This window comes from Cellulomonas sp. PhB150, assembly GCF_003755175.1.
Lineage (GTDB): Bacteria > Actinomycetota > Actinomycetes > Actinomycetales > Cellulomonadaceae > Cellulomonas.
In genome coordinates this window covers 1108076-1128263 of sequence record NZ_RKHX01000001.1, presented here as the reverse complement: position 1 = coordinate 1128263, position 20188 = coordinate 1108076, and the positions used below count along the sequence as shown (strand labels likewise).

21 protein-coding genes and 1 riboswitch are annotated in these 20188 nt (G+C 73.1%); of the genes, 12 read left to right on the top strand and 9 right to left on the bottom strand.

The genetic code is table 11. The features are described 5' to 3' along the window. Positions 1-3 precede the first annotated feature (3 nt). Genes EDF34_RS05230 through EDF34_RS05220 form a run of 3 tightly spaced genes read left to right on the top strand, consistent with a single transcriptional unit; the run spans position 4 to position 3019 of the window. A complete protein-coding gene (locus EDF34_RS05230; protein ID WP_199737642.1) occupies positions 4-1092 on the top strand; it encodes a substrate-binding domain-containing protein in 1089 nt (362 codons plus the stop codon). Then, the gene (locus EDF34_RS05225) at positions 1089-1835 is read left to right on the top strand and encodes an ATP-binding cassette domain-containing protein (RefSeq protein ID WP_123370225.1); all 747 of its coding nucleotides are present in this window, start codon (positions 1089-1091) and stop codon (positions 1833-1835) included. Before EDF34_RS05230 ends, EDF34_RS05225 begins: the two co-directional genes overlap by 4 nt. Next, entirely contained in the window at positions 1832-3019 is a 1188-nt protein-coding gene (locus EDF34_RS05220; RefSeq protein ID WP_123370224.1) for a sugar ABC transporter permease, read from the top strand. The genes EDF34_RS05225 and EDF34_RS05220 overlap by 4 nt, the downstream gene beginning before the upstream one ends. A 30-nt stretch (positions 3020-3049) precedes the next feature. Here the strand turns inward: EDF34_RS05220 and EDF34_RS05215 are convergent, their stop codons facing one another. From EDF34_RS05215 to purU, 3 genes are all read right to left on the bottom strand, one after another. Continuing rightward, the gene (locus EDF34_RS05215) at positions 3050-3523 is read right to left on the bottom strand and encodes an SRPBCC family protein (RefSeq protein ID WP_123370223.1); all 474 of its coding nucleotides are present in this window, start codon (positions 3521-3523) and stop codon (positions 3050-3052) included. After that, the gene (locus EDF34_RS05210) at positions 3520-3918 is read right to left on the bottom strand and encodes a helix-turn-helix transcriptional regulator (RefSeq protein ID WP_123370222.1); all 399 of its coding nucleotides are present in this window, start codon (positions 3916-3918) and stop codon (positions 3520-3522) included. The genes EDF34_RS05215 and EDF34_RS05210 overlap by 4 nt, the downstream gene beginning before the upstream one ends. A 147-nt stretch (positions 3919-4065) precedes the next feature. Beyond that, positions 4066-4941 (bottom strand): formyltetrahydrofolate deformylase, encoded by an 876-nt coding sequence (gene purU, locus EDF34_RS05205; RefSeq protein WP_123370221.1) that lies wholly within the window; start codon positions 4939-4941, stop codon positions 4066-4068. A gap of 126 nt (positions 4942-5067) precedes the next feature. On the opposite strand from purU, the gene EDF34_RS05200 reads away from it, so the two are divergent. Together EDF34_RS05200 and EDF34_RS05195 are read left to right on the top strand one after the other, a co-directional pair. Further along, positions 5068-5556 carry a GNAT family N-acetyltransferase gene (locus EDF34_RS05200; RefSeq protein ID WP_123370220.1) on the top strand — a complete coding sequence of 163 codons (489 nt, stop codon included), beginning with the start codon at positions 5068-5070 and terminating at the stop codon, positions 5554-5556. 7 nt (positions 5557-5563) lie between these two features. Beyond that, positions 5564-6274, top strand: a complete 711-nt coding sequence (locus EDF34_RS05195) for an aminoglycoside 3'-phosphotransferase (RefSeq protein ID WP_123370219.1) — start codon at positions 5564-5566, stop codon at positions 6272-6274. 25 nt (positions 6275-6299) lie between these two features. Here the strand turns inward: EDF34_RS05195 and EDF34_RS05190 are convergent, their stop codons facing one another. Next, positions 6300-7193, bottom strand: coding sequence for a hypothetical protein (locus EDF34_RS05190; protein WP_123370218.1), 894 nt, complete (start codon positions 7191-7193; stop codon positions 6300-6302). A gap of 130 nt (positions 7194-7323) precedes the next feature. On the opposite strand from EDF34_RS05190, the gene EDF34_RS05185 reads away from it, so the two are divergent. From EDF34_RS05185 to EDF34_RS05165, 5 genes are all read left to right on the top strand, one after another. Beyond that, positions 7324-8829 (top strand): hypothetical protein, encoded by a 1506-nt coding sequence (locus tag EDF34_RS05185; protein ID WP_123370217.1) that lies wholly within the window; start codon positions 7324-7326, stop codon positions 8827-8829. 31 nt (positions 8830-8860) lie between these two features. After that, positions 8861-8949: riboswitch (ZMP/ZTP riboswitch) on the top strand. 75 nt (positions 8950-9024) lie between these two features. After that, a complete protein-coding gene (gene glyA, locus EDF34_RS05180; protein WP_123370216.1) occupies positions 9025-10317 on the top strand; it encodes a serine hydroxymethyltransferase in 1293 nt (430 codons plus the stop codon). A gap of 1 nt (position 10318) precedes the next feature. Continuing rightward, a complete protein-coding gene (locus EDF34_RS05175) occupies positions 10319-11206 on the top strand; it encodes a bifunctional methylenetetrahydrofolate dehydrogenase/methenyltetrahydrofolate cyclohydrolase (protein WP_123370215.1) in 888 nt (295 codons plus the stop codon). Between the two features lie 82 nt (positions 11207-11288). Continuing rightward, a complete protein-coding gene (locus tag EDF34_RS05170; protein ID WP_123370214.1) occupies positions 11289-11774 on the top strand; it encodes a VOC family protein in 486 nt (161 codons plus the stop codon). An 86-nt stretch (positions 11775-11860) separates the two neighbouring features. Then, complete coding sequence (locus EDF34_RS05165) at positions 11861-12673, top strand: exodeoxyribonuclease III (RefSeq protein ID WP_123370213.1); 813 nt, start codon at positions 11861-11863, stop codon at positions 12671-12673. Positions 12674-12678: 5 nt separating this feature from the next. On the opposite strand, the gene EDF34_RS05160 is transcribed toward EDF34_RS05165, so the two are convergent. After that, the gene (locus tag EDF34_RS05160) at positions 12679-14040 is read right to left on the bottom strand and encodes an MFS transporter (RefSeq protein WP_233575187.1); all 1362 of its coding nucleotides are present in this window, start codon (positions 14038-14040) and stop codon (positions 12679-12681) included. Between the two features lie 89 nt (positions 14041-14129). Here EDF34_RS05160 and EDF34_RS05155 point away from each other — a divergent pair, with 89 nt between their 5' ends. Beyond that, positions 14130-14684, top strand: coding sequence for a transcriptional regulator (locus EDF34_RS05155; RefSeq protein ID WP_123370211.1), 555 nt, complete (start codon positions 14130-14132; stop codon positions 14682-14684). On the opposite strand, the gene EDF34_RS05150 is transcribed toward EDF34_RS05155, so the two are convergent. The 3 genes from EDF34_RS05150 to EDF34_RS05140 are packed head-to-tail and all read right to left on the bottom strand — an operon-like array spanning position 14665 to position 17649. Further along, entirely contained in the window at positions 14665-15807 is a 1143-nt protein-coding gene (locus EDF34_RS05150) for an Mrp/NBP35 family ATP-binding protein (RefSeq protein ID WP_123370210.1), read from the bottom strand. The genes EDF34_RS05155 and EDF34_RS05150 overlap by 20 nt on opposite strands. Positions 15808-15854: 47 nt before the next feature. Then, on the bottom strand, positions 15855-16364 hold the full coding sequence (locus EDF34_RS05145; RefSeq protein WP_123370209.1) for a DUF1003 domain-containing protein: 510 nt from the start codon (positions 16362-16364) through the stop codon (positions 15855-15857). Next, positions 16357-17649, bottom strand: coding sequence for a magnesium transporter MgtE N-terminal domain-containing protein (locus EDF34_RS05140; protein ID WP_123370208.1), 1293 nt, complete (start codon positions 17647-17649; stop codon positions 16357-16359). Before EDF34_RS05140 ends, EDF34_RS05145 begins: the two co-directional genes overlap by 8 nt. Positions 17650-17737: 88 nt before the next feature. Here EDF34_RS05140 and EDF34_RS05135 point away from each other — a divergent pair, with 88 nt between their 5' ends. Beyond that, positions 17738-18376 (top strand): general stress protein, encoded by a 639-nt coding sequence (locus EDF34_RS05135; protein WP_123370207.1) that lies wholly within the window; start codon positions 17738-17740, stop codon positions 18374-18376. Between the two features lie 233 nt (positions 18377-18609). Here EDF34_RS05135 and EDF34_RS05130 read toward each other — a convergent pair whose 3' ends face one another. Then, a complete protein-coding gene (locus EDF34_RS05130; RefSeq protein ID WP_123370206.1) occupies positions 18610-20142 on the bottom strand; it encodes an aminopeptidase P family protein in 1533 nt (510 codons plus the stop codon). Between the last annotated feature and the right edge of the window lie 46 nt (positions 20143-20188).

The window sequence follows — 20188 nt, the reverse complement described above, 5'->3', positions numbered from 1 at the left end:
GTCGTGAACCGCCGTGTCCCGGCCGCAGCGGCCGCGCTGCTCGTCGTGCTGCTCGCGCTCGCCGGCTGCGCGCAGGCGCCCGCGGACCGCGGGCCCTCGCCGACGACGATCGCGCTGCTCCTGCCCGAGTCGAAGGCCGCCCGCTACGAGAGCGTCGACCGCCCGTCCTTCGAGCAGACCGTCGCGCGCCGCTGCCCCGAGTGCCGCGTGCTGTACGCCAACGCCGACCAGGACGCCGCGCGCCAGCAGCAGCAGGCGGAGTCCGCGCTGACCCAGGGCGCCGCGGTGCTGGTCCTCGACGCCGTCGACGCGACCGCGGCCATCGGCATCGTGCAGCGGGCCGCGGCCCGTGGGGTGCCCGTCATCGCCTACGACCGCTTCATCGCCGACGCCCCGCTCGACTACTTCGTCGGCGTCGACGGCGCGCGCGTCGGGCGGCTGCAGGGCGAGGCGCTCGTCACCGCGCTGGCGACCCGCCGCACCGGACCCAGCACCGAGCGGGACGGGATCCTCGTCGTCAACGGCTCCCCGACGGACCCCAACTCGGTGCGATTCAAGGCGGGGCTGTCCGCCGCGCTCGCGGGCACCCCGATCGACGTCCTGGCGGAGTACGACACCCCGGACTGGAGCCCCGACAAGGCGCAGGCCTGGGTGAGCGACCAGCTCACGCAGTACGGCTCCCGCGTCGAGGCCGTGTACGCCGCGAACGACGGCGAGGCCGGCGGCGCCATCTCCGCGATGCTGTCCGCCGGGTTCGACCCGGTCGCACCCGTGACCGGGCAGGACGCGGAGCTCGCCGCCGTCCAGCGCATCGTCTCCGGCACCCAGCTGATGACCGTCTACCGCGCGCTGTCCGAGCAGGGGCGCACCGCCGCCGAGCTCGCGGTGCGCGTGGCGCGCGGCCAGCACCCCGTGGCGACCGCGCGGCTCGGCGGCGTCCCGGCGCTGCTGCTGGCTCCCGTCGCCGTCGACATCCACAATGTTCGCCGCATCATCGTCGATGGTGGCGTGTTCACGACCGAGGAGATCTGCGTGCAGCCGTACACCGAGGCGTGCGTCGCCGCCGGACTGCTGGGCGGGGCGGTCGGATGAGCACCCCACCCGCACGGACCCCGGTCCTCTCCCTGCGCGGCGTCTCGCGCAGCTTCGGTGCCGCGCGCGCGCTGCACGGCATCGACCTCGACATCCACGCGCACGAGGTGGTCGCGGTCGTCGGCGACACCGGCGCGGGCAAGTCGACGCTCGTCGGCGTCCTGTCGGGCGCGCTGCAGCCCGACGAGGGTCAGGTGCTGGTCGACGACGCGCCCGTGACCCTCACCGACCCCGCCGCGGCCCGCGCGCTCGGCATCGCCGCCGTGTTCCAGGACCTGGCGCTGTGCGCCAACCTCGACGTGGTCGAGAACCTGTTCCTCGGCCAGGAGCCGGTCCGCGGCGGCCTGCTCGACGAGGTCGCGATGGAGAAGGAGGCGTGGAAGCTGCTCGGCCAGCTGGCGGCCCGCGTCCCGTCCGTGCGGATCCCGGTCGCCGGGCTGTCCGGCGGGCAGCGTCGCGCCGTGGCGATCGCCCGGTCCCTGCTCGGCGAGCCGCGGGTCATCCTGCTCGACGAACCGACCGCCTCCCTCGGCCTCACGCAGATCGCCGAGTTCCTCACGCTCGTCGAGCGCCTGCGCGCGCGTGGTCACGCCGTGCTCATCACGAGCCACTCGCTGTCCGACCTGCAGGCGGTCGCCGACCGGATCGTCGTGCTCCGCCTCGGCCGGACCAACGGCGAGTTCGACGCCGACCGTGTCACGTACGAGGACCTGCTCGCCGCGATGACCGGGGTCGCCCGATGAGCGCGCCCCTGGCCACCCAGCCGCGCCCGGGCGCCGAGCTCTGGCAGCGTCTGCGCACGGGCGAGATGAGCGCGCTGCCCATCGCGGGCGCGCTCGTGCTCATCTGGATCGTCTTCCAGGCGCTCAACGGCTCGTTCCTCTCGAGCGACAACCTCGTCAACCTCACGCAGCAGTCCGCCGCGACGGGCGTCATCGCGCTCGGCGTGGTGCTCACGCTGCACCTGGGCCAGATCGACCTCTCGGTCGGCGCGGTGTCGGGGCTCGCGGCCGCGATCGTGGCCGTCGGGTCGGTGCGGATCGGGTGGCCGCTGACGCTCGCGGTGGTTGCCGCGCTCGCAGCGGGCGTGCTGATCGGGCTGCTGTACGGCGCGGTGCACACCCGGCTCGGCGTGCCGAGCTTCGTGTTCACGCTCGCGGGCCTGCTCGTCGTCGGCGGCCTGCAGCTGCGCGTGCTGGGCTCGACGGGGTCGGTCAACCTGCCGTTCCAGTCCTGGCTCGTCCGGTTCTGCCAGACCAGCTTCCTGCCGTCCGCCCTCTCGTGGCTCGTCGTCGCGGGCGTGGTCGCGGTGTTCGCGGGGGCGCGCCTGCGGGACCGGGCACGTCGGCTGCACGCGGAGCTCTCGGCGCCCTCGCTCGCCTCGGTGCTGGTGCGGGTCGGCGTGCTCGCCGCGATCCTCGCCGCGGCGGTCGCCTACCTGGGCACCAACCGCGGGGTCGGGTCGGTGTTCGCGCTGTTCGTCGGGCTCGTGGCGCTGACCGACCTCGCGCTGCGCCGCACCCGCTGGGGCCGGTTCGTCCGCGCCGTCGGCGGCGACGCCGAGGCTGCTCGTCGGGCGGGCGTGCCCGTGCGGCGCGTGCTCGTCAGCGTGTTCGCGGCGTGCTCGACGCTCGCGGCCCTGGGCGGCGTGCTCGCCGTCGGCCGGCTCGCCGCGGCGAACCAGGCCAGCGGTGCCGTCGACGTGACGCTCACCGCCGTGGCCGCCGCGGTCATCGGCGGGACCAGCATGTACGGGGGTCGCGGCTCGGCCTGGTCGGCGCTGCTCGGCATCCTCATCATCCAGTCGATCTCGACCGGGCTCACGCTGCTCAACATGGACCAGTCGGTGCGGTACGTCGTCACCGGGCTCGTGCTGGCCATCGCCGTGGTGATCGACGCGCTGCAGCGCCGGGCGCGCGAGCAGTAGCCCGCGAGCCCGGCGCCTCGCGCGGGCGGGTCAGGCCGCGAGGAGCTCCTCGAGCTGCTCGTAGCCGGCCTTGAGCCCGCCCTCCATGCCGCTGGCCACCATGCCGTCGCGCGCCTCCAGGGTCGGGTAGACCGAGTGGATGCGCAGGCGGGTCCGGCCGTCGCCCAGGTCCTCGAACGCGACGCTCTCGATCGCGACGACGTCGGGGTAGCCCTCGAACTCGAAGGTCTGGATCGCGAAGTCGTTCTCGCGGACCGTGTGGAACATGCCGCGGAAGCCGAAGCTCGCGCCGTCGCGGCCGGTGCTGACGTAGCTCCACCGGCCGCCGGAGACGAAGTCCCACTCGGCGATGTCCATGGTCAGGTCGCGCGGGCCCATCCACCGGGCGACGAGCTCCGGCTTGGCGTGGGCCTCGAAGACCCGCGCCACGGGGGCGTCGAACTCGCGGGTGATGTCGATGAACGGCACGCCCTCGGGCGCGTCGACGTGCAGGTCGTTGCTCATGGTCGTTCCTCCTGGTGGGTGACCGGGCCGAGGTCGGCGGGCCGGTCGGACGGTGGTGCTGCTGGTGGTGACGAGAGGAGCGCGTCGAGGCTTCGGTAGCTCTGCTCGTGGATCAGCCGGTAGCGGTCGATCCACGCGGTGAGCTCCTCGAGGGCGCCCGGGTTGAGGTGCACCGGCCGGCGCTGGGCGTCGCGCGTGCGCGTGACGAGCCCTGCCTGCTCGAGCACCTGGATGTGCTTGGAGACCGCCTGCAGCGAGATCTCGAACGGTGCGGCGAGGTCGCCGACCGTGACGGGACCGCGGCTGAGCCGGGCCACGATCCGCCGCCGCACCGGGTCGCCCAGCGCGACGAACGCGCGGTCGAGCCGGTCGTCGGAGGTCGGATCAGGAAGCACGTCATCTACCTATCGATTGATCAACCAATGCGTTGAATACGAAGGTACGCCGCGGTCCGCGATGCGTCAAGGGGTGGGTGAACCGGTGGGTGGCGACACGCCGGGGCGCGCGCGGCGTGCCGCACACCCATGCGCTCGCCGATCGGGTCAGCGGAAGACGATGGTGCGGTGCCCGTCCAGCAGGACGCGGTGCTCGGCGTGCCAGCGGACGGCCCGGGCCAGGGCCCGACGCTCGACGTCCTGGCCCAGCGCGACGAGGTTCTCGACCGACCGGGAGTGGTCGACCCGCTCGACGTCCTGCTCGATGATCGGGCCCTCGTCGAGGTCGCCCGTCACGTAGTGCGCGGTCGCGCCGATGAGCTTGACGCCGCGCTCGTGCGCCTGCGCGTACGGCCGGGCGCCCTTGAACGAGGGCAGGAACGAGTGGTGGATGTTGATGACCCGGCCGGACAGGGCGCGGCACAGGTCGTCCGACAGGATCTGCATGTAGCGCGCCAGCACGACGAGCTCGACGTCGAGCTCCTCGACCAGCGCCAGCAGCCGGGCCTCGGCGTCCGCCTTGGTCGCGGTCGTCACCGGCACGTGGTGGAACGGGATGCCGTAGAAGTCGGCGAGCGGCTCGAGCGCCGTGTGGTTCGAGACGACCGCGACCAGCTCGACCGGCAGGTTCTCCGAACGCTGCCGGAACGCCAGGTCGTTGAGGCAGTGCGCCGCGGTCGAGCCCATGACGAGCGTGCGCACCGGGCGGCCGGCGACGTCGAGCGACCAGGTCAGGCCGAACTCCTTGGTCAGGCCCTCCAGTGCGGCCTCGAGGACCGGTCGGCCCACCGACGCGGTGACCTGCACGCGCATGAAGAACAGCCCCGAGAGCGGGTTCCCGAACTGCTGCGACTCGGTGATGTTGCCGCCGTGCTCGGCGAGCAGGCCGGCCACGGCGTGCACGATGCCGGGTCGGTCGGGGCAGGACAGGGTCAGGACCCAGTGGGTCGCGTCGTCCGTCGGGAGGGGCTCGGCAAGAGGCACGAGGCCGAGAGTAGTGCGGCGACCCGCGCGCGCGCCCTGGCGCCCACCATCCGCAGGATGGGACGCGGCGGGTGACACGGGCGGTCGGAGTCGTGCACCCGCGCGCCGGGCTGACACGATGGGGTCATGACGCAGGCCGACCTCGACATCCGCCCGGTCACCCTCGACGAGGTGGGTGAGCTGCTCACGCTGCGCCGCGCCGCCTTCGTGACCGAGGCCCAGCAGTACGGCGACCCCCACATCCCGCCGTTGACCCAGACGCTCGGAGAGCTGTCTGAGGACCTGCAGGCCGAGGGCGTGATCACGCTCGGCGGCTGGTACGGGCACCGCATGGTCGGCTCCATCCGCGTGCTCATCGAGGGCTCCAAGGCGACGCTCGGCCGTTTCGCGGTGGCCCCGGACCTGCAGGGGCTCGGGTTCGGCACGCAGATGCTGCTCGCGATCCTCCCGTACCTGCCCGACGGCATCGAGGAGGTCTGGGTGTTCACCGGGCGTGACTCGGTGCAGAACCTGGCCCTGTACGCCAAGCACGGCTACGAGCACCAGCACGACCAGACCGCGGGCGACCTCACGTACGCGTTCCTGCGCAAGACGCTCGGCGACCCCGACGCCTGACGAGCAGGTGCGCGAGCTGTCCGGCCGCCCGGACGGCCCGGTCGACGTGCCCGCGGCCGTCGCCCGCCTCGCGCGCGGCGACGCGCTCGAGCCCGTGTGGGCGAACGAGGCCGGCGGGCTGACGTTCCGGGCGGCCGACCGCTACCTCAAGTGGGCTCCGACCGACCTCGCACCCGAGGCCGCGCGCCTGGGCTGGGCCGCCGCGTGGACGCCGGTGCCCGAGGTGCTCGAGCACGGGTCCGACGACGAGGGCTCGTGGCTCGTGACGCGCGCGATCCCGGCCCGCAGTGCGGTCGACCCGCGCTGGGTGGCGGAGCCGGCGGTCGCGGCCCGGGCGATCGGCGCCGGCCTGCGAGCCCTGCACGACGCGCTGCCCGTGGCGGAGTGCCCGTTCGACTGGGGCGTCGCCTCCCGGGTCCGCCGGGCGGGCTCGTCGGCAGAGCTGGTCGCCGAGGCGCCCGCGGTCGACGTGCTCGTCGTCTGCCACGGCGACGCGTGCGCGCCCAACACCCTGCTGGCCGACGACGGCACGTGGGCGGCCCACGTCGACCTCGGGACCCTCGGCACGGCCGACCGGTGGGCCGACCTCGCCATCGCGGCGTGGAGCACCGAGTGGAACTACGGCCCGGGCTTCGCGCCGGTCGTCTACGAGGCGTACGGCGTCGACCCCGACGCCGAGCGGATCGCCTTCTACCGCCGGCTGTGGGACGCGACGTGACGCGACGTGACCGGTCAGCGACGGGTCAGGACGAGCGTGTGAACGTGTAGACCGGCGCCTGGTACTTCTTGCCGTAGGCCTTCCACAGCGCCTTCGCCGAGGTCGCGCGCGCCCCGCCGCAGTACTGCGTGTAGCCGCCGTACTGCTTCTTCTTGGTGATCACGATCGCCATGCAGTCGGCCTGCCGCTCGTTGCCGTCGCCGTACTCGCCCGCGCGGGCCTTGAACACCTTGGCGGTGGTGCGCTCCGCCTTCTCGCGGGCCTCGGGACCCTTGACGAGCCGCCGGAACTGGACGACGTGCGCGCACTCGTGCAGCGCGACGTGCCGCAGCTCGGCCTTCGTCATCCCGCCCTGCAGGTGGATCTGGTGCTGCCAGGTGTAGGTCTTCTTGCCGGCCACGGTGCTGACCCACGCGTACTTCTCGGTCGCCATGCCGACCGTGTACGAGTCGACGAGGTTGGTGCTGACGAAGATCGGGGTGCGCGGGCAGTACGCCTTCATGTAGGAGCGGGCGCGCGCGATGTACGACTTGTACTTCACCCCGTCGGTCGTCCACGTCGTCCACTTCTGCGTCTTGGACGTGGACTGGGACGTCTTGGCGACCACCAGGCGGAACGACTTCTTGCCGGGCTTGGCCTTGTACGCGACCGAGAACTTCGCCGACGACCGCGAGACCTTCGCGGTGTCGACCGTGACCCACCTGCTGCCGTCCTTGCGCTGGACGCTGACCTTCTGGCCGAGCGCCGGGTAGACGGTGCCGCTGAACTTCACGGTGGCGGTGGACAGCGCGTACGACGGCGGGATCACGCTGACGAAGGTCTTCACGGCGGCGCTCGCCGACGGCGCCAGGACGAGTCCGAGGGTGGCGAGCAGAGCTGCGACGAGCGACGCAGCGATCCAGCGGGCACGTCTGGCCACGGCAGGCCTCCTCGACTGTCGGACGATCCGGCAGAGCGTAGCCGCGAATCGGGTCCGCGCACAGCGGATCGTCGGTCCGGGCCGGACTCGGTTGCTCAAGCCGACCATCCCGGATGCCGACGTGAGTGACATGCCATTCGACCCTTTCGCTCCGCCGACGCAGGCGGCGACGCGTCCGACCGGGGACGACCTCGCTGCCATGGTGCTCGACTGGGCGCAGTCCGCCGACGCGGTCGACGACGTCGAGCTGATGGAGGTGCTGGCGCGGACCTCGGGCGCGGCCCCGGAGCGCACGGCCTCCCTGCGTGCCAACGCCGCCTACCTGCGGCGCGATCCTGAGGCGACGCTGCGCGCCCTGGCCGAGATCGGTGCGCACGAGGTCGCGCCGGAGGGCCCGCAGTCCATGGACGGGGTGCTCGCGCTCGGCGCGCGCTCGTGCCGCGGCGACGTCGCCGCGTTCTCGGCTCTGGTCGCGGTCGGCCCCCACGTCCCGCCTGCTCTGCGGGTGCGCTTCCTGTACGTCCTGGCGATCGCCGCGGAGAGCGTCGGGCAGGCCGGGATGGCGGACGAGGCGTGGCGCAGCGTCGTCGTCGACCACGGCGTCCGCACGACGTTCACGATGAGTCGCGCCGCCGCCGGGTCGGTCGCCGGACGCAGCAGGACGAACGCCCCGGAGGCCGTCGGGACCGTCATGGGGTGGGCGAACGCGCTGCGTGCCATGTCGCCGCGACCCGTCCAGGACGCAGCGACGACCCGACTGACGATCGATCACCTGCTCGGGCGCGGCGACGACGCCGGCGCGGCTCTCCTGGCCGCGGCGGTGCGACGGACCAGTCCGGCCGCGGCGTCCTTGGACGAGCTCGCCGCACGCACGAGGCCGGCGATCAGCATGGCCGGTCGCGTGGTGCCGTGGGTCTGCGGCGCGGCGGGCGCCGTGCTGGGCATGGCGCTGAAGAGCCCGGTCGCCCTCCTTCTGGGGATCGGAGCCGGCCGGCTCGCGCGGCGCTTCGTGCGGCTCGTCCCGAGCATGAGCGAGACCGACGAGAAGGTCTGGTCGAGCATCGAGGGGCTGCGCTTCGACGAGCGTCGCGGTGCGACGGGGTCGTCCCTGACCGAGGTGCGCGCGTGGCCGACCCTGGGCCTGCTCGTCGGGCTCACCGTCGGAGTCCTGGTCGGGATCGGGCTCGACGGTGCGGTCGCCGGCCGGGAGGTGGGTACCGGGGTGCACGCGATCCTGTGGCTCGTCCCGATCGTGGGCGGCAGCGTGCTGGGTCTCGGTGCCGGGCTCCGACTCACTCGCCACCGGGACGCGTCGAAGGTCCGGAGGCGTGAGGCCGACGAGGATGTCGCGCGGCTCGCGGGCGCCCAGGTCTGCCGGTGCTGGGAGTCCGACGCGCTCGTCGGCCCGTTCGCGCTGGCCTACGGCTCGGCGCACCTCGGCGGCGCGCGGGTCCCCGTCTCGGACCTGCTGCCGACGGGACGGCCCGGCGTCCTCCTGCAGTGCCCGGTGTCGGGGATCCGGTGGCTCGCGACGACGACCGCGTCGCACGGATCCGACCTGCTCCTGCGCGCGAGCGCGCCCGCCCCGGCGGACGACGCGGCGGGCGCTCCGAAGGGTCTCGGCGGCTACATCTGAGGTGTGGCCCGCGGTGCCGGCTTGCTACTGTGTGCGATGTCGTGACTGGCGCAACGGGTGGGTTACCACCGGGGAGCGACGAGCAGCAGGACCAACGGGTCGGACGCCTGGGCCCCCGGTCACCACCACACCGGTCCCCAACCGAGTGCGCGGTGCCGGACCATCCAGCACCCGCACGCTGCCGAAGGAGCTTGCATGAGCCCCGAGAACACGCCCCTCCTCGACCAGAACATCTCCGAGCTCGACCCGGAGATCGCCGCCGTCCTCGACGGCGAGCTGGCCCGCCAGCAGTCCACGCTCGAGATGATCGCCTCCGAGAACTTCGTCCCCCGGGCCGTCCTGCAGGCGCAGGGCTCCGTGCTGACGAACAAGTACGCCGAGGGCTACCCCGGCCGCCGCTACTACGGCGGCTGCGAGCAGGTCGACATCGCGGAGACCATCGCGATCGACCGCGCCAAGGCCCTGTTCGGCGCCGAGTTCGCCAACGTCCAGCCGCACTCCGGCGCCACGGCCAACGCCGCGGTCCTGCACGCGATCGCCCGGCCCGGCGACACGATCCTCGGCCTGGCGCTGGACCAGGGCGGCCACCTCACGCACGGCATGAAGATCAACTTCTCCGGCCGGCTGTACAACATCGTCGCCTACGGGGTGGACCCGACCACGTCGCTCGTCGACATGGACGAGGTGCGCCGGCTCGCCGTCGAGCACAAGCCCAAGGTGATCATCGCGGGCTGGTCCGCCTACCCGCGCACGCTCGACTTCGCCGCGTTCCGCGCGATCGCCGACGAGGTCGGCGCGCTCCTGTGGGTCGACATGGCGCACTTCGCGGGCCTCGTCGCGGCGGGCATCCACCCGTCGCCCGTGCCGCACGCCCACGTCGTCTCCTCGACCGTGCACAAGACGATCGGCGGCCCGCGCTCGGGCTTCATCCTCACGAACGACGCCGACCTGGCGAAGAAGATCAACTCGGCGGTGTTCCCCGGCCAGCAGGGCGGCCCGCTCATGCACGTGATCGCCGCGAAGGCCGTCGCGTTCAAGATCGCCGGCACGCCCGAGTTCCGGGACCGCCAGGAGCGCACGGTCCGGGGCGCGCAGATCGTGGCCGAGCGCCTCACCGCGGCCGACGTCGCCGGTGCGGGCATCTCGATCCGGTCCGGCGGGACCGACGTCCACCTGGTGCTCGTCGACCTGCGTGACGCAGCGATCGACGGCAAGCAGGCCGAGGACCTCCTGCACGAGGTCGGCATCACGGTCAACCGCAACGCGGTCCCCAACGACCCGCGCCCGCCCATGGTCACGTCCGGCCTGCGGATCGGCACCCCCGCGCTCGCCACCCGCGGCTTCGGTGACGCCGAGTTCACGGAGGTCGCCGACATCATCGCGGAGGCGCTCGTCGCGGGCGAGGCCGTCGACGTCGAGCCCCTCCGTGCGCGCGTCGCCAAGCTCGCGAACGCGTTCCCGCTGTACTCGGGCCTGGAGCAGTACTGAGATGACGGCACAGGTCCTGGACGGCAAGGCGACCGCGGCGAGCATCAAGGCCGAGCTGACCTCCCGGGTGGCGGCCCTGGCCGAGCGGGGGATCACGCCCGGGCTCGGCACGCTGCTCGTCGGCGAGGACCCGGGCTCGCAGTGGTACGTGGCGGGCAAGCACAAGGACTGCGCGGAGGTGGGCATCGCCTCGCTCCGCGAGGACCTGCCCGCCGAGGCCACCCAGGAGGAGATCGAGGCCGCGGTGCGGCGCCTGAACGAGGACCCGGCCTGCACCGGGTTCATCGTCCAGCTGCCGCTGCCGAAGGGCATCGACACCAACCGGGTGCTCGAGCTCGTCGACCCCGACAAGGACGCCGACGGCCTGCACCCGACGAACCTGGGCCGCCTGGTCCTGCGCGTCAACGAGCCGGTCACGAGCCCGCTGCCGTGCACGCCGCGCGGCATCATCGAGCTCATCGAGCGGCACGGCATCTCGCTGGCCGGCGCCGACGTGGTCGTCGTCGGGCGCGGCGTGACCGTGGGCCGGTCCATCGGCCTGCTCCTCACCCGGCGCGAGGTCAACGCGACCGTCACCCTCACGCACACCGGCACCGAGGACCTCGCCGAGCACACCCGCAACGCGGACGTCATCATCGCGGCGGCGGGCGTGCAGGGCGTCATCACCTCGGAGATCGTCAAGCCCGGCGCGGTCGTCATCGACGTCGGCGTCTCGCGCATCGTGGACGAGGAGACCGGGCGCAGCCGCGTGGTCGGCGACGTCGACCCGAGCGTGCTCGAGGTCGCGTCCTGGGTCTCGCCCAACCCCGGCGGCGTGGGCCCGATGACCCGCGCGATGCTGCTCAGCAACGTCGTCGACTCGGCCGAGCGGGCCGCGGGCCTGGCCTGACCGTCGCGGAACGACGAGGATCGCCCTCGGGGGTTTCCCCGGGGGCGGTCCTCGTTCCCGGCCCGGCCGAAGGGGGCCCGTCATGGGCATCGTCCACCCGCACCTCTGGTTCGACGACAACGCGCTCGAAGCCGCGCAGTTCTACGTCTCGATCTTCCCGAACTCCTCGATCGTCGACGTCCTGCACGCCCCGGCGGACATGCCGGGCGTGGCGAAGGGTGACCCGTTCGTCGTGCACTTCCTGCTCGACGGGCAGCCGGTCGAGGCGCTGTCCGCGGGGCCGCACCTCAAGCTCAACGCGGCGTTCTCGATGGTCGTCGACTGCGACACCCAGGAGGAGGTCGACCGCTACTGGGACGCGCTGCTCGAGGGCGGGGGCGAAGAGGTGCAGTGCGGCTGGCTGACCGACCGGTTCGGGCTGTCCTGGCAGGTGGTGCCGCGTCGACTCATCGAGCTGACCCTGGCGCCCGACGCCGATCCGGCGGGGGCCGCGCGGGCGACGGCCGTGATGCTCACGCAGGTGAAGCTGGACATCGCGGCACTCGAGGCGGCGTACCGGGGGGAGTGAGCGCGCACGTGCTGCTCCGGCGTGCGGCGCTCGTCGTCGGCTGAGCGGCGGCGCCCCGTGTCGGTGGCGTGGGGTTGGATGAGCGGGTGCTCACGATCGCAAGCGTCAACGTCAACGGCATCCGTGCCGCCTTCCGCCGGGGGATGGACACCTGGCTCGAGAAGCGCACGCCGGACGTGCTGCTGCTCCAGGAGGTTCGTGCTTCCGACGAGATCCTCGCCGACCACCTGGCCGCCGAGGGCTGGCACCTCGCGCACGAGGCGAGCGAGACCAAGGGGCGTTCGGGCGTCGCGATCGCGTCGCGCCTGCCGATGAGCGCGGTGCGGATCGGGCTGAAGACCGGGGTCACGGGGGACACCGGCCGGTGGGTCGAGGCCGACCTCGAGCTCGCCGCGCACGAGGGGGCCCCCGCCCGCAGCGTCACGGTGGTCTCCACCTACATCCACTCCGGCACGGTCGGCCAGCCGTCGATGGACGAGAAGTACGCGTTCCTCGACCACGTCACGTCCCGGGTCGCGGACATCGCCGAGGGTGGCGGCTACGCCGTCGTCGCGGGCGACCTGAACATCGCGCACCGTGAGGCGGACATCAAGAACTGGAAGGGCAACCTGAAGTCGGCCGGGTTCCTCCCGCGCGAGCGGGCCTACCTGGACCGCTGGTTCGACGACCTGGGCTGGCGGGACCTCGGCCGCGAGCTCGGCGGCGAGGGTCCCGGCCCGTTCACGTGGTGGTCCTGGCGCGGGGCGGCGTTCGACAACGACGCCGGCTGGCGCATCGACTACCAGCTCGCGACGCCCGAGCTCGCGGACGCCGCGGTGAGCGCGACGGTGGACCGTGCCGCGACGTACGCCGAGCGGTTCTCGGACCACGCTCCGCTGGTGGTCGAGTACGACCTGTGAGGGCGTCAGTCGACCGGTGACGTGCGCGGGGCCTCGGCGGGTGCCGTCGAGGCGGCGGCGACCGTCGTCTCGTCGGGTGCCCCGTCGTCGGGAGCGCTGGGCGCCTCGTCGTCCGGTGCCTCGTCGGGCGCTCCCGGCAGGTCCCGCATGCCCAGGAACGGGCCGAGCAGCACGGGCAGCGTGGCCGCGCCGGTGACGCCGACGGCGATCCACAGCGTCGGCTCGATGCCCAGGTGGGTGCCGAGCCAGCCGCCCAGCAGGCCACCGATCGGCATGCAGCCCCACACGATGAAGCGCACCGACGCGTTCATCCGGCCGAGCAGCGCCGGCGGGCAGACCCGCTGGCGGAAGCTCACCTGCGCGACGTTGTAGACCACCACGCAGAAGGACAGCGTGAACCCGCCGACGATGATGAGCGTCTGGGTCGGGAGGCCGGCGTGGCCCGCGAGCGGGGTGAGCGCGACGGCGGGCACGCACGCCAGCGCGGAGATGGGGATGACGCGGGCCTCGCCGATCCAGCGGGCGAACCGGTCGGCACTCACGGCGCCGAGCAGCCCGCCGATCGCGGACGCCGACATCGCGGTGCCGAACGCGGCCGTGCTCAGCCCGAGCGTCCTCAGTGCGAAGATCACGAACACGGCGTTGGTGATCGCACTGCCGAAGTTCGACAGCCCGGTGCACGCGACGATCCGGCGCAGCAGCGGCTGGTGCACGACGAACCGCATGCCCTCGGCGATCTCGGTGCGCAACGGGCGGCGCGACTCGGGGGAGGGCGGTTCCTCGCGGTGCCGGATCCGCGCGACCGCGAACGCTGAGACGAGGTACGTCACGACGTTGACGGCGATGAGCGCGGGCGCGGTGACCACCCGCAGCAGCGCGCCGCCGATGGCGGGCGCGGCGACCTGGGCCACCGACTGGGTGGCCTGCAGCTTCGAGTTCCCCTCGACGATGTGCTCCATGCCGACCAGGCCCGGCACGTAGCTCTGGTGGGCGACGTCGAAGAACACCGACGCCGCGCTGATGACCAGGCCGGCGACGATCAGCAGCGGCATGGTCGCGTGGTCGGTGAACGCCGCGACGACGACGACCGCCAGCACGGCCGCGCGCACGAGGTCGGAGAAGATCAGCACCCGACGCTTGCGCATCCGGTCGACCCACGCGCCCGCGGGAAGCCCGATGACGAGGAAGGCGGCGGTCTCGGCCGCCGTGAGCGCGCCCATCTGCCACTCGGTCGCCTCGAGGTGCTTGACCGCGAACACGGGCAGCGCGAGGTACGTCAGCTGCGCCCCGAGCTGGCCGAGGGCGTCACCGGTCCACAGTCGGCGGAAGTCGGGGTGGTGGACCAGGGAGCGGCGTGCGTCGTTCACCGGCACAGCGTGCGGCAAGTGATTGGGGAAAGTCAATCACTTAGCGACACGCCATTGAGAATTCCCGATCGGTCGGCGACGATGAGGCCGTGAGCGCTGCCGAGATCACCGACGACCCCGACGCCGACGCCCGAGCGCTCGCGTCCATCGTCCGCCTCCGCATCCTGCGGATGTGTCTCGACGACCCGCAGACCAACCGCGAGATCGCCGCGCGGCTGGATCGCAACCCCGCGAGCGTGCTGCACCACGTGCGCACGCTCGTCGACCGCGGCTTCCTCGCCGCGGATCCGGCCCGACGCGGCGCGCGCGGCGCGCGGGAGGTGCCCTACCGGGCGACCCGGCGGTCGTGGCGCTCGCCGAGCATGGCGGGCCAGACCCGCGTCCTCATCGACGCGTTCCTGCAGGAGGTCGCCCTGCTGCCGGACCCGGACGCGATGATGAGCGTCCGCCTCGGCCTGCGCCTCGACGCGGCCGCGCACGACGAGCTGCGCGAGCGGCTCAACGACCTGTTCCAGGAGTACGCGTCGCGGCCGCCGGACCCCGACGGGCAGCCCTACTCGGTCTTCCTCGCCCTGCACGAGGACCTCAGCCGCGCCCCGGCGCCGACCGGCAGGCCGGGCGCGGTCAGCGACCGGTCGGCGTGAGCCCCAGCGCCATCCCGGCCAGCCCGCGCTTGCGCGCGGTCAGCGAACGGGCGACCTCCACCAGCGCCTGGGCGGCGGGGGAGTCGGGGTCGGTCAGCACGACGGGCGTGCCGGCGTCCCCGGCCTCGCGCAGCCGGACGTCCAGGGGTATCTGACCGAGGACGGGCACGTCCGTGCCCGTGAGCTTCGTCAGGCTGGTCGCGACGCGCTCGCCACCGCCCTCGCCGAACAGGTGCAGGCGCGAGCCGTCGGGCTGCTCGAGCCACGCCATGTTCTCGACGACGCCGACCACGTGCTGCCGCGTCTGCACGGCGACCGACCCGGCGCGCTCGGCGACCTCGGCGGCAGCGAGCTGCGGGGTCGTGACGACGACGATCTGCGAGCCGGGCAGCAGCTGCGCGACGGAGATCGCGATGTCCCCGGTGCCTGGCGGCAGGTCGAGCAGGAGCACGTCCAGGTCGCCCCAGAAGACGTCCGCGAGGAACTGCTGCAGCGCACGGTGCAGCATCGGGCCGCGCCACACGACCGGCTGGCCCGGCGGCACGAACATGCCGATCGAGACGACCTTCACGCCGTGCTCGATGGGCGGCAGCAGCATGTCGTCGACCCGCGTCGGCTGGCGCGTGACGCCGAGCATGCGGGGGATCGAGAAGCCGTAGATGTCGGCGTCGACGATGCCGACCCGCAGCCCGTCGGCGGCCATCGCGACGGCCAGGTTCGCGGTGACGGACGACTTGCCGACCCCGCCCTTGCCCGACGCGATGGCGAAGACCTTGGTGAGCGATCCGGGCTGCGCGAACGGGATCGTCGGCTCGGCGTCGGTGCCGCGCAGCAGGGTGCGCAGCGCCCCGCGCTGCTCGGGGCTCATCACGCCCATCACCACGCGCGCGTCGCTCACGCCGGGGACGCCGACCGCGGCGCCGGTGACGTCGCGCGTCAGGGTCTCCTTGAGCGGGCAGCCGGGCGTCGTCAGGTCGATCCCGACGACGGCCGTCCCGGCGGTCACCTCGACCGAGCGGACCATGCCGAGCTCGGTGATCGGCCGGCGGATCTCGGGGTCGAGCACCGCGTCGAGCGCGGTTCGGACGGCGGCGACGAGGGCGTCGTCGGTCAGCTCAGGCATGGGCCCATCGTAGGTCGCGCGCGGGCGTGCCCCGTGGGCCGTCCGGCTCAGGAGCTGCGCTCGGTGCCCTCGTCCTGCTCCTCGCGGTCCTCGCGCATCTCCTCGAGCAGGTTGCGCAGCTCGGACCGGACGAAGTCGCGGGTCGCGACCTCCGACAGCGCGATGCGGAGCGCGGCGACCTCACGGGCGAGGAACTCGGTGTCGGCGAGGTTGCGCTCGGAGCGCTGCCGGTCCTGCTCGAACTGCACGCGGTCGCGGTCGGTCTGGCGGTTCTGCGCGAGCAGGATCAGCGGCGCCGCGTACGAGGCCTGCAGGGAGAGCATGAGGGTCAGCGCCGTGAAGCCGTTGGACGCCCGGTCGAACACCAGGTCCTCGGGCATCAGGGTGTTCCACGCGATCCAGGCGATGCAGAAGATCGTCAGCCAGATGATGAACGTGGGCGTCCCGAGGAACCGCGCGATCGACTCCGAGAGGCGTCCGGCGGCGTCCTCCTCGCGGCGCGGACGGGGGATGATCGTGCGCCGCGTCGAGCGCGGCTGGTCGAGGCGGTCAGCCACGGCGCACCCCCACGCTCTGCTGCTCGCCGTCGCCGGCGTCGTCGTCGGCCTCGCGCCAGTCCTCGGGCAGCAGGTGGTCGAGGACGTCGTCGACGGAGACGGCGCCCAGCAGCCGCTTCTCGGCGTCGACGACGGGGAGCGCGAGCAGGTTGTACGTGGCCAGGCGGCGGGTGACGGTCATGAGCGGCGCGTCGACGAGGATCGGCTCGATGTCGGTGTCGACGTAGGAGCCGATCGACTCGTGCGGGGGCTCACGCAGCATCCGCTGCAGGTGGACGACCCCGATGAACCGCCCGGTCGGCGTCTCCAGCGGCGGGCGCGTGACGAACACCATCGACGCGAGCGCGGGCGTCAGGTCCTGGCGGCGCACGTGCGCGAGCGCCGCGGCGATCGACGTCTCGGGGCCGAGGATCACGGGCTCGGTGGTCATCAGACCGCCCGCGGTGTTGTCCTCGTACGCGAGCAGCCGGCGCACGTCCTTGGCCTCGTCGGGCTCCATGAGCTCGAGCAGCTCGGCCGCCTGGTCGTCGGGCAGCTCGCCCAGCAGGTCGGCGGCGTCGTCCGGCTCCATGGCCTCGAGCACGTCGGCGGCGCGGCCGAGGGCCAGGCCCTGCAGGATCGCGACCTGGTCGTCCTCGGGCAGCTCCTCGAGCACGTCGGCGAGGCGGTCGTTGTCGAGCGCGCTGGCGACCTCGAGGCGGCGCGTGCTGCCCAGGTCGTGCAGCACGTCGGCCAGGTCGGCGGGCTTGAGGTCCTCGTACTGCGCGAGCAGCAGCTCGGCGCCCTGGGCGGCGGTGCCGCCCGAGAGACCCGTCACCTCACCGACCTCGACGAGCGTGGTCTCGCCGCGGCGGCGCAGCAGGCCGCGGTGCCCGGGCGTGTGGCGCCGGACGAACAGCTTGGTGGCGAGCCAGTCGCCCGTGCGCTGCAGCTCGATCGCGACGTCCTCGATCGTGGCCGAGCCGGTGCCGTCGACGAACTCGACCGTGCGGTCCAGCAGCTCGCCGACCGCCATCGTCTCGAAGGCGCGCTGCTCGAACCGGCGCATGTTGACCAGGCCGGTCGAGATGACCTGGCCCGCGTCGATGGCGGTGACACGCGTGAGCGGCAGGAAGACGCGGCGCTTGCCGGGGACCTCGACGACGAGGCCGACGGCTCGCGGCGCGCCCTTGGGCCGGATCAGCACGACGACGTCGCGCACCCGCCCGACCTGGTCACCCAAGGGGTCGAAGACGGTCGTCCCGGCAAGGCGCGCGACGAACACCCTGGTCCCGACGCTGCTCACGTGGGTCAGAGTAGACGCATGCGCGCCGATCGGCGTGCAGGGCGGGAGTGCCCTGGCGTGCGGTCCGCGAGCCAGGGAGGATCGGGGGATGTCGTTCAACCGCCCCGCCCGCATCCCGCGCACGCCGACGTTGCCGCAGGGCGAGACCGTGGCGACCTACGGCACCTACCTCGAGGCGCAGCGCGCGGTCGAGGTGCTGGCCGAGAAGCAGTTCCCCGTGCCGCTGCTGACGATCGTCGGCGCGGACCTGCGGATGGTCGAGCGCGTGACCGGGAAGCTGTCCTACCCGCGCGTCGCGTCGGGTGGGTTCGCGACCGGGGCGTGGTTCGGGCTGTTCGTCGGCCTCGTGCTCACGCTGTTCGCGAGTGGCGACGGGCCGAGCCCGTTCCTGCCGTCGATCGTCATCGGCGGCGCGTTCGGCCTGCTCTTCTCCGTGCTCACGTACGCGTTCACGCGCGGTCGCCGCGACTTCACGTCGTCGAGCCAGATCGTCGCCTCGTCGTACGCGGTCCTGTGCGCCTCCGAGAAGGCGCACCAGGCGCGCCACCTGCTGCAGGGGGTCGGCGGGGTCACGTCGGGCTGGCCGTCGAGCGTGCCGACGCAGCCCGCGCCCGACGTCAGGCCGGCGCCGGACGGCGGCGTCCCGGGACCGGCCGGCGCACCGGGTCCGGAGGCAGCGGGCGGTCACGAGACGCCGACGCAGCCTCCCGCGCCGCCGCAGTCCTGAGGCGCCGCTGGCGCCGGCTCAGCCGACGCGGCCACGCGAGCGAGTCGATCTCGCGCAGTCGGCTCGGGCCCTGCTCGATGACGGGCGCCGCCGGGAACGCACTCGTGGCGATGATGATCGTGGACGCGCGCGAGTGCAGCAGCGCGAGGGGTGCGGGGTCCATGTCGGCCTCCTGCTCCGGGGCCCTGGTGGCCCGTTCGCAGAGGTGACGGTCGACGACCCTGCCCTTCGACCTACTGGATGAGGTCGGCCATCCACGCCTCGATCGCGTCCGGGTCGCGCGGCAGGGCGGCAGACAGGTTGACGTTGCCGTCCGCCGTGATCAGGACGTCGTCCTCGATCCGCACGCCGATCCCGCGGTACTCCGCCGGGACCAGCAGGTCGTCGGACTTGAAGTAGAGGCCGGGCTCGATGGTGAACACCATGCCGGGCTCGAGCACGGCGTCGAGGTAGAGCTCGGAGCGGGCCAGCGCGCAGTCGTGCACGTCGATGCCCAGGTGGTGGCTCGTGCCGTGCACCATCCACCGGCGGTGGTGCTGCTTCTCCGGGTCGAGGGCCTCCTCGGCCGTGACGGGCAGCAGGCCCCAGTCGGCCAGCCGGTGCGCGATGACCTCCATCGCCGCGGCGTGGATGTCGCGGAACCGGGCTCCCGGCACGGCGACCGCGAACGCGGCGTCGGCGGCGTCGAGGACCGCCTGGTAGACCCGGCGCTGGACCTCGGTGAAGGTGCCGTCGACCGGCAGGGTGCGCGTGACGTCCGCGGTGTAGAGCGAGTCGACCTCGACGCCGGCGTCGATCAGGACGAGCTCGCCTGCGCGCACGGGGCCGTCGTTGTCGGTCCAGTGCAGCGTGGTGGCGTGCTCGCCGGCGGCCGCGATCGTCTCGTAGCCGACCGCGTTGCCCTCCTGGCGGGCATGCCCGACGAACGTGCCCTCGATGACCCGCTCGCCGCGCGCGTGCTCCTGCGCGACGGGGAGCCGGGAGACGATCTTGACGAAGCCCTCGATCGTCACGTCGACCGCGAGCTGTATCTGCTCGATCTCGTACGCGTCCTTGATCAGGCGCAGCTCGGACAGCGCCTCCGCGAGCTTCTCGTCGCGCTCGCCCGCGGCCTCGGCGGCGCGGATCTCCTCGACGACCGCCTCCACGCTCTCGTCGGCGCCGGGGACCACGAGCACCTGCACGCCGTCCGCGCCGACGTCCTTGGCCAGCGAGTCGCGGAGCTCGTCGATGTGCCGGGTGGAGATGCCCGTCGTCGTCTCGAGGTCCTCGAGGGTCGGGCGGGCGCCCACCCAGAACTCGCCGTAGCGGGAGTCCGAGAAGAACTCGTCGGTGTCGCGACCGGCCAGCGGGCGGACGTAGAGCACGGCGTGGTGGCCGCTGCCGTCGTCGCCCGCGCCGTCCTCGACGGGGTGCAGCACGAGCACCGCGTCGGGCTCCTGCTCGGCGCCCAGGCCCGTGAGGTGCGCGAACGCGGAGTGCGGGCGGAACCGGTAGTCGGTGTCGTTCGACCGGACCTTGAATGTGCCGGCCGGGACGACGAGGCGATCGCCGGGGAACTGGCCCGACAGCGCGCTGCGGCGCGACGCGGTGCGGTCGGCCGCGGGGCTGCGCGTGGCGCCCGACGTGGGCCGCTCGCCCCAGCCCGACGTGATCCAGGCGACGAACTCCGCCGACCCCGGCCGCTGGGCCCGGTTGGACCCGCGGTCAGCCAGCGGCTGCTCGGACTCGGGGGAACTGGTCTCGGGCGTCACGTCCTGGCTCATCCCCCCATCTTCCCACCGCCTCCCGGTCGCCTGCTCCTCGGTCGCA

Bases quoted from the DNA above. Each gene is read 5' to 3' on its own strand.
- EDF34_RS05135 (WP_123370207.1), top strand. From the start codon at position 17,738: ATGTCGTTCAACCGCCCCGCCCGCATCCCGCGCACGCCGACGTTGCCG.
- EDF34_RS05200 (WP_123370220.1), top strand. From the start codon at position 5,068: ATGACGCAGGCCGACCTCGACATCCGCCCGGTCACCCTCGACGAGGTG.
- EDF34_RS05175 (WP_123370215.1), top strand. From the start codon at position 10,319: ATGACGGCACAGGTCCTGGACGGCAAGGCGACCGCGGCGAGCATCAAG.
- EDF34_RS05170 (WP_123370214.1), top strand. From the start codon at position 11,289: ATGGGCATCGTCCACCCGCACCTCTGGTTCGACGACAACGCGCTCGAA.
- EDF34_RS05185 (WP_123370217.1), top strand. From the start codon at position 7,324: ATGCCATTCGACCCTTTCGCTCCGCCGACGCAGGCGGCGACGCGTCCG.
- EDF34_RS05225 (WP_123370225.1), top strand. From the start codon at position 1,089: ATGAGCACCCCACCCGCACGGACCCCGGTCCTCTCCCTGCGCGGCGTC.
- EDF34_RS05150 (WP_123370210.1), bottom strand. From the start codon at position 15,807: ATGCCTGAGCTGACCGACGACGCCCTCGTCGCCGCCGTCCGAACCGCG.
- EDF34_RS05130 (WP_123370206.1), bottom strand. From the start codon at position 20,142: ATGAGCCAGGACGTGACGCCCGAGACCAGTTCCCCCGAGTCCGAGCAG.
- EDF34_RS05220 (WP_123370224.1), top strand. From the start codon at position 1,832: ATGAGCGCGCCCCTGGCCACCCAGCCGCGCCCGGGCGCCGAGCTCTGG.
- EDF34_RS05215 (WP_123370223.1), bottom strand. From the start codon at position 3,523: ATGAGCAACGACCTGCACGTCGACGCGCCCGAGGGCGTGCCGTTCATC.
- glyA (WP_123370216.1), top strand. From the start codon at position 9,025: ATGAGCCCCGAGAACACGCCCCTCCTCGACCAGAACATCTCCGAGCTC.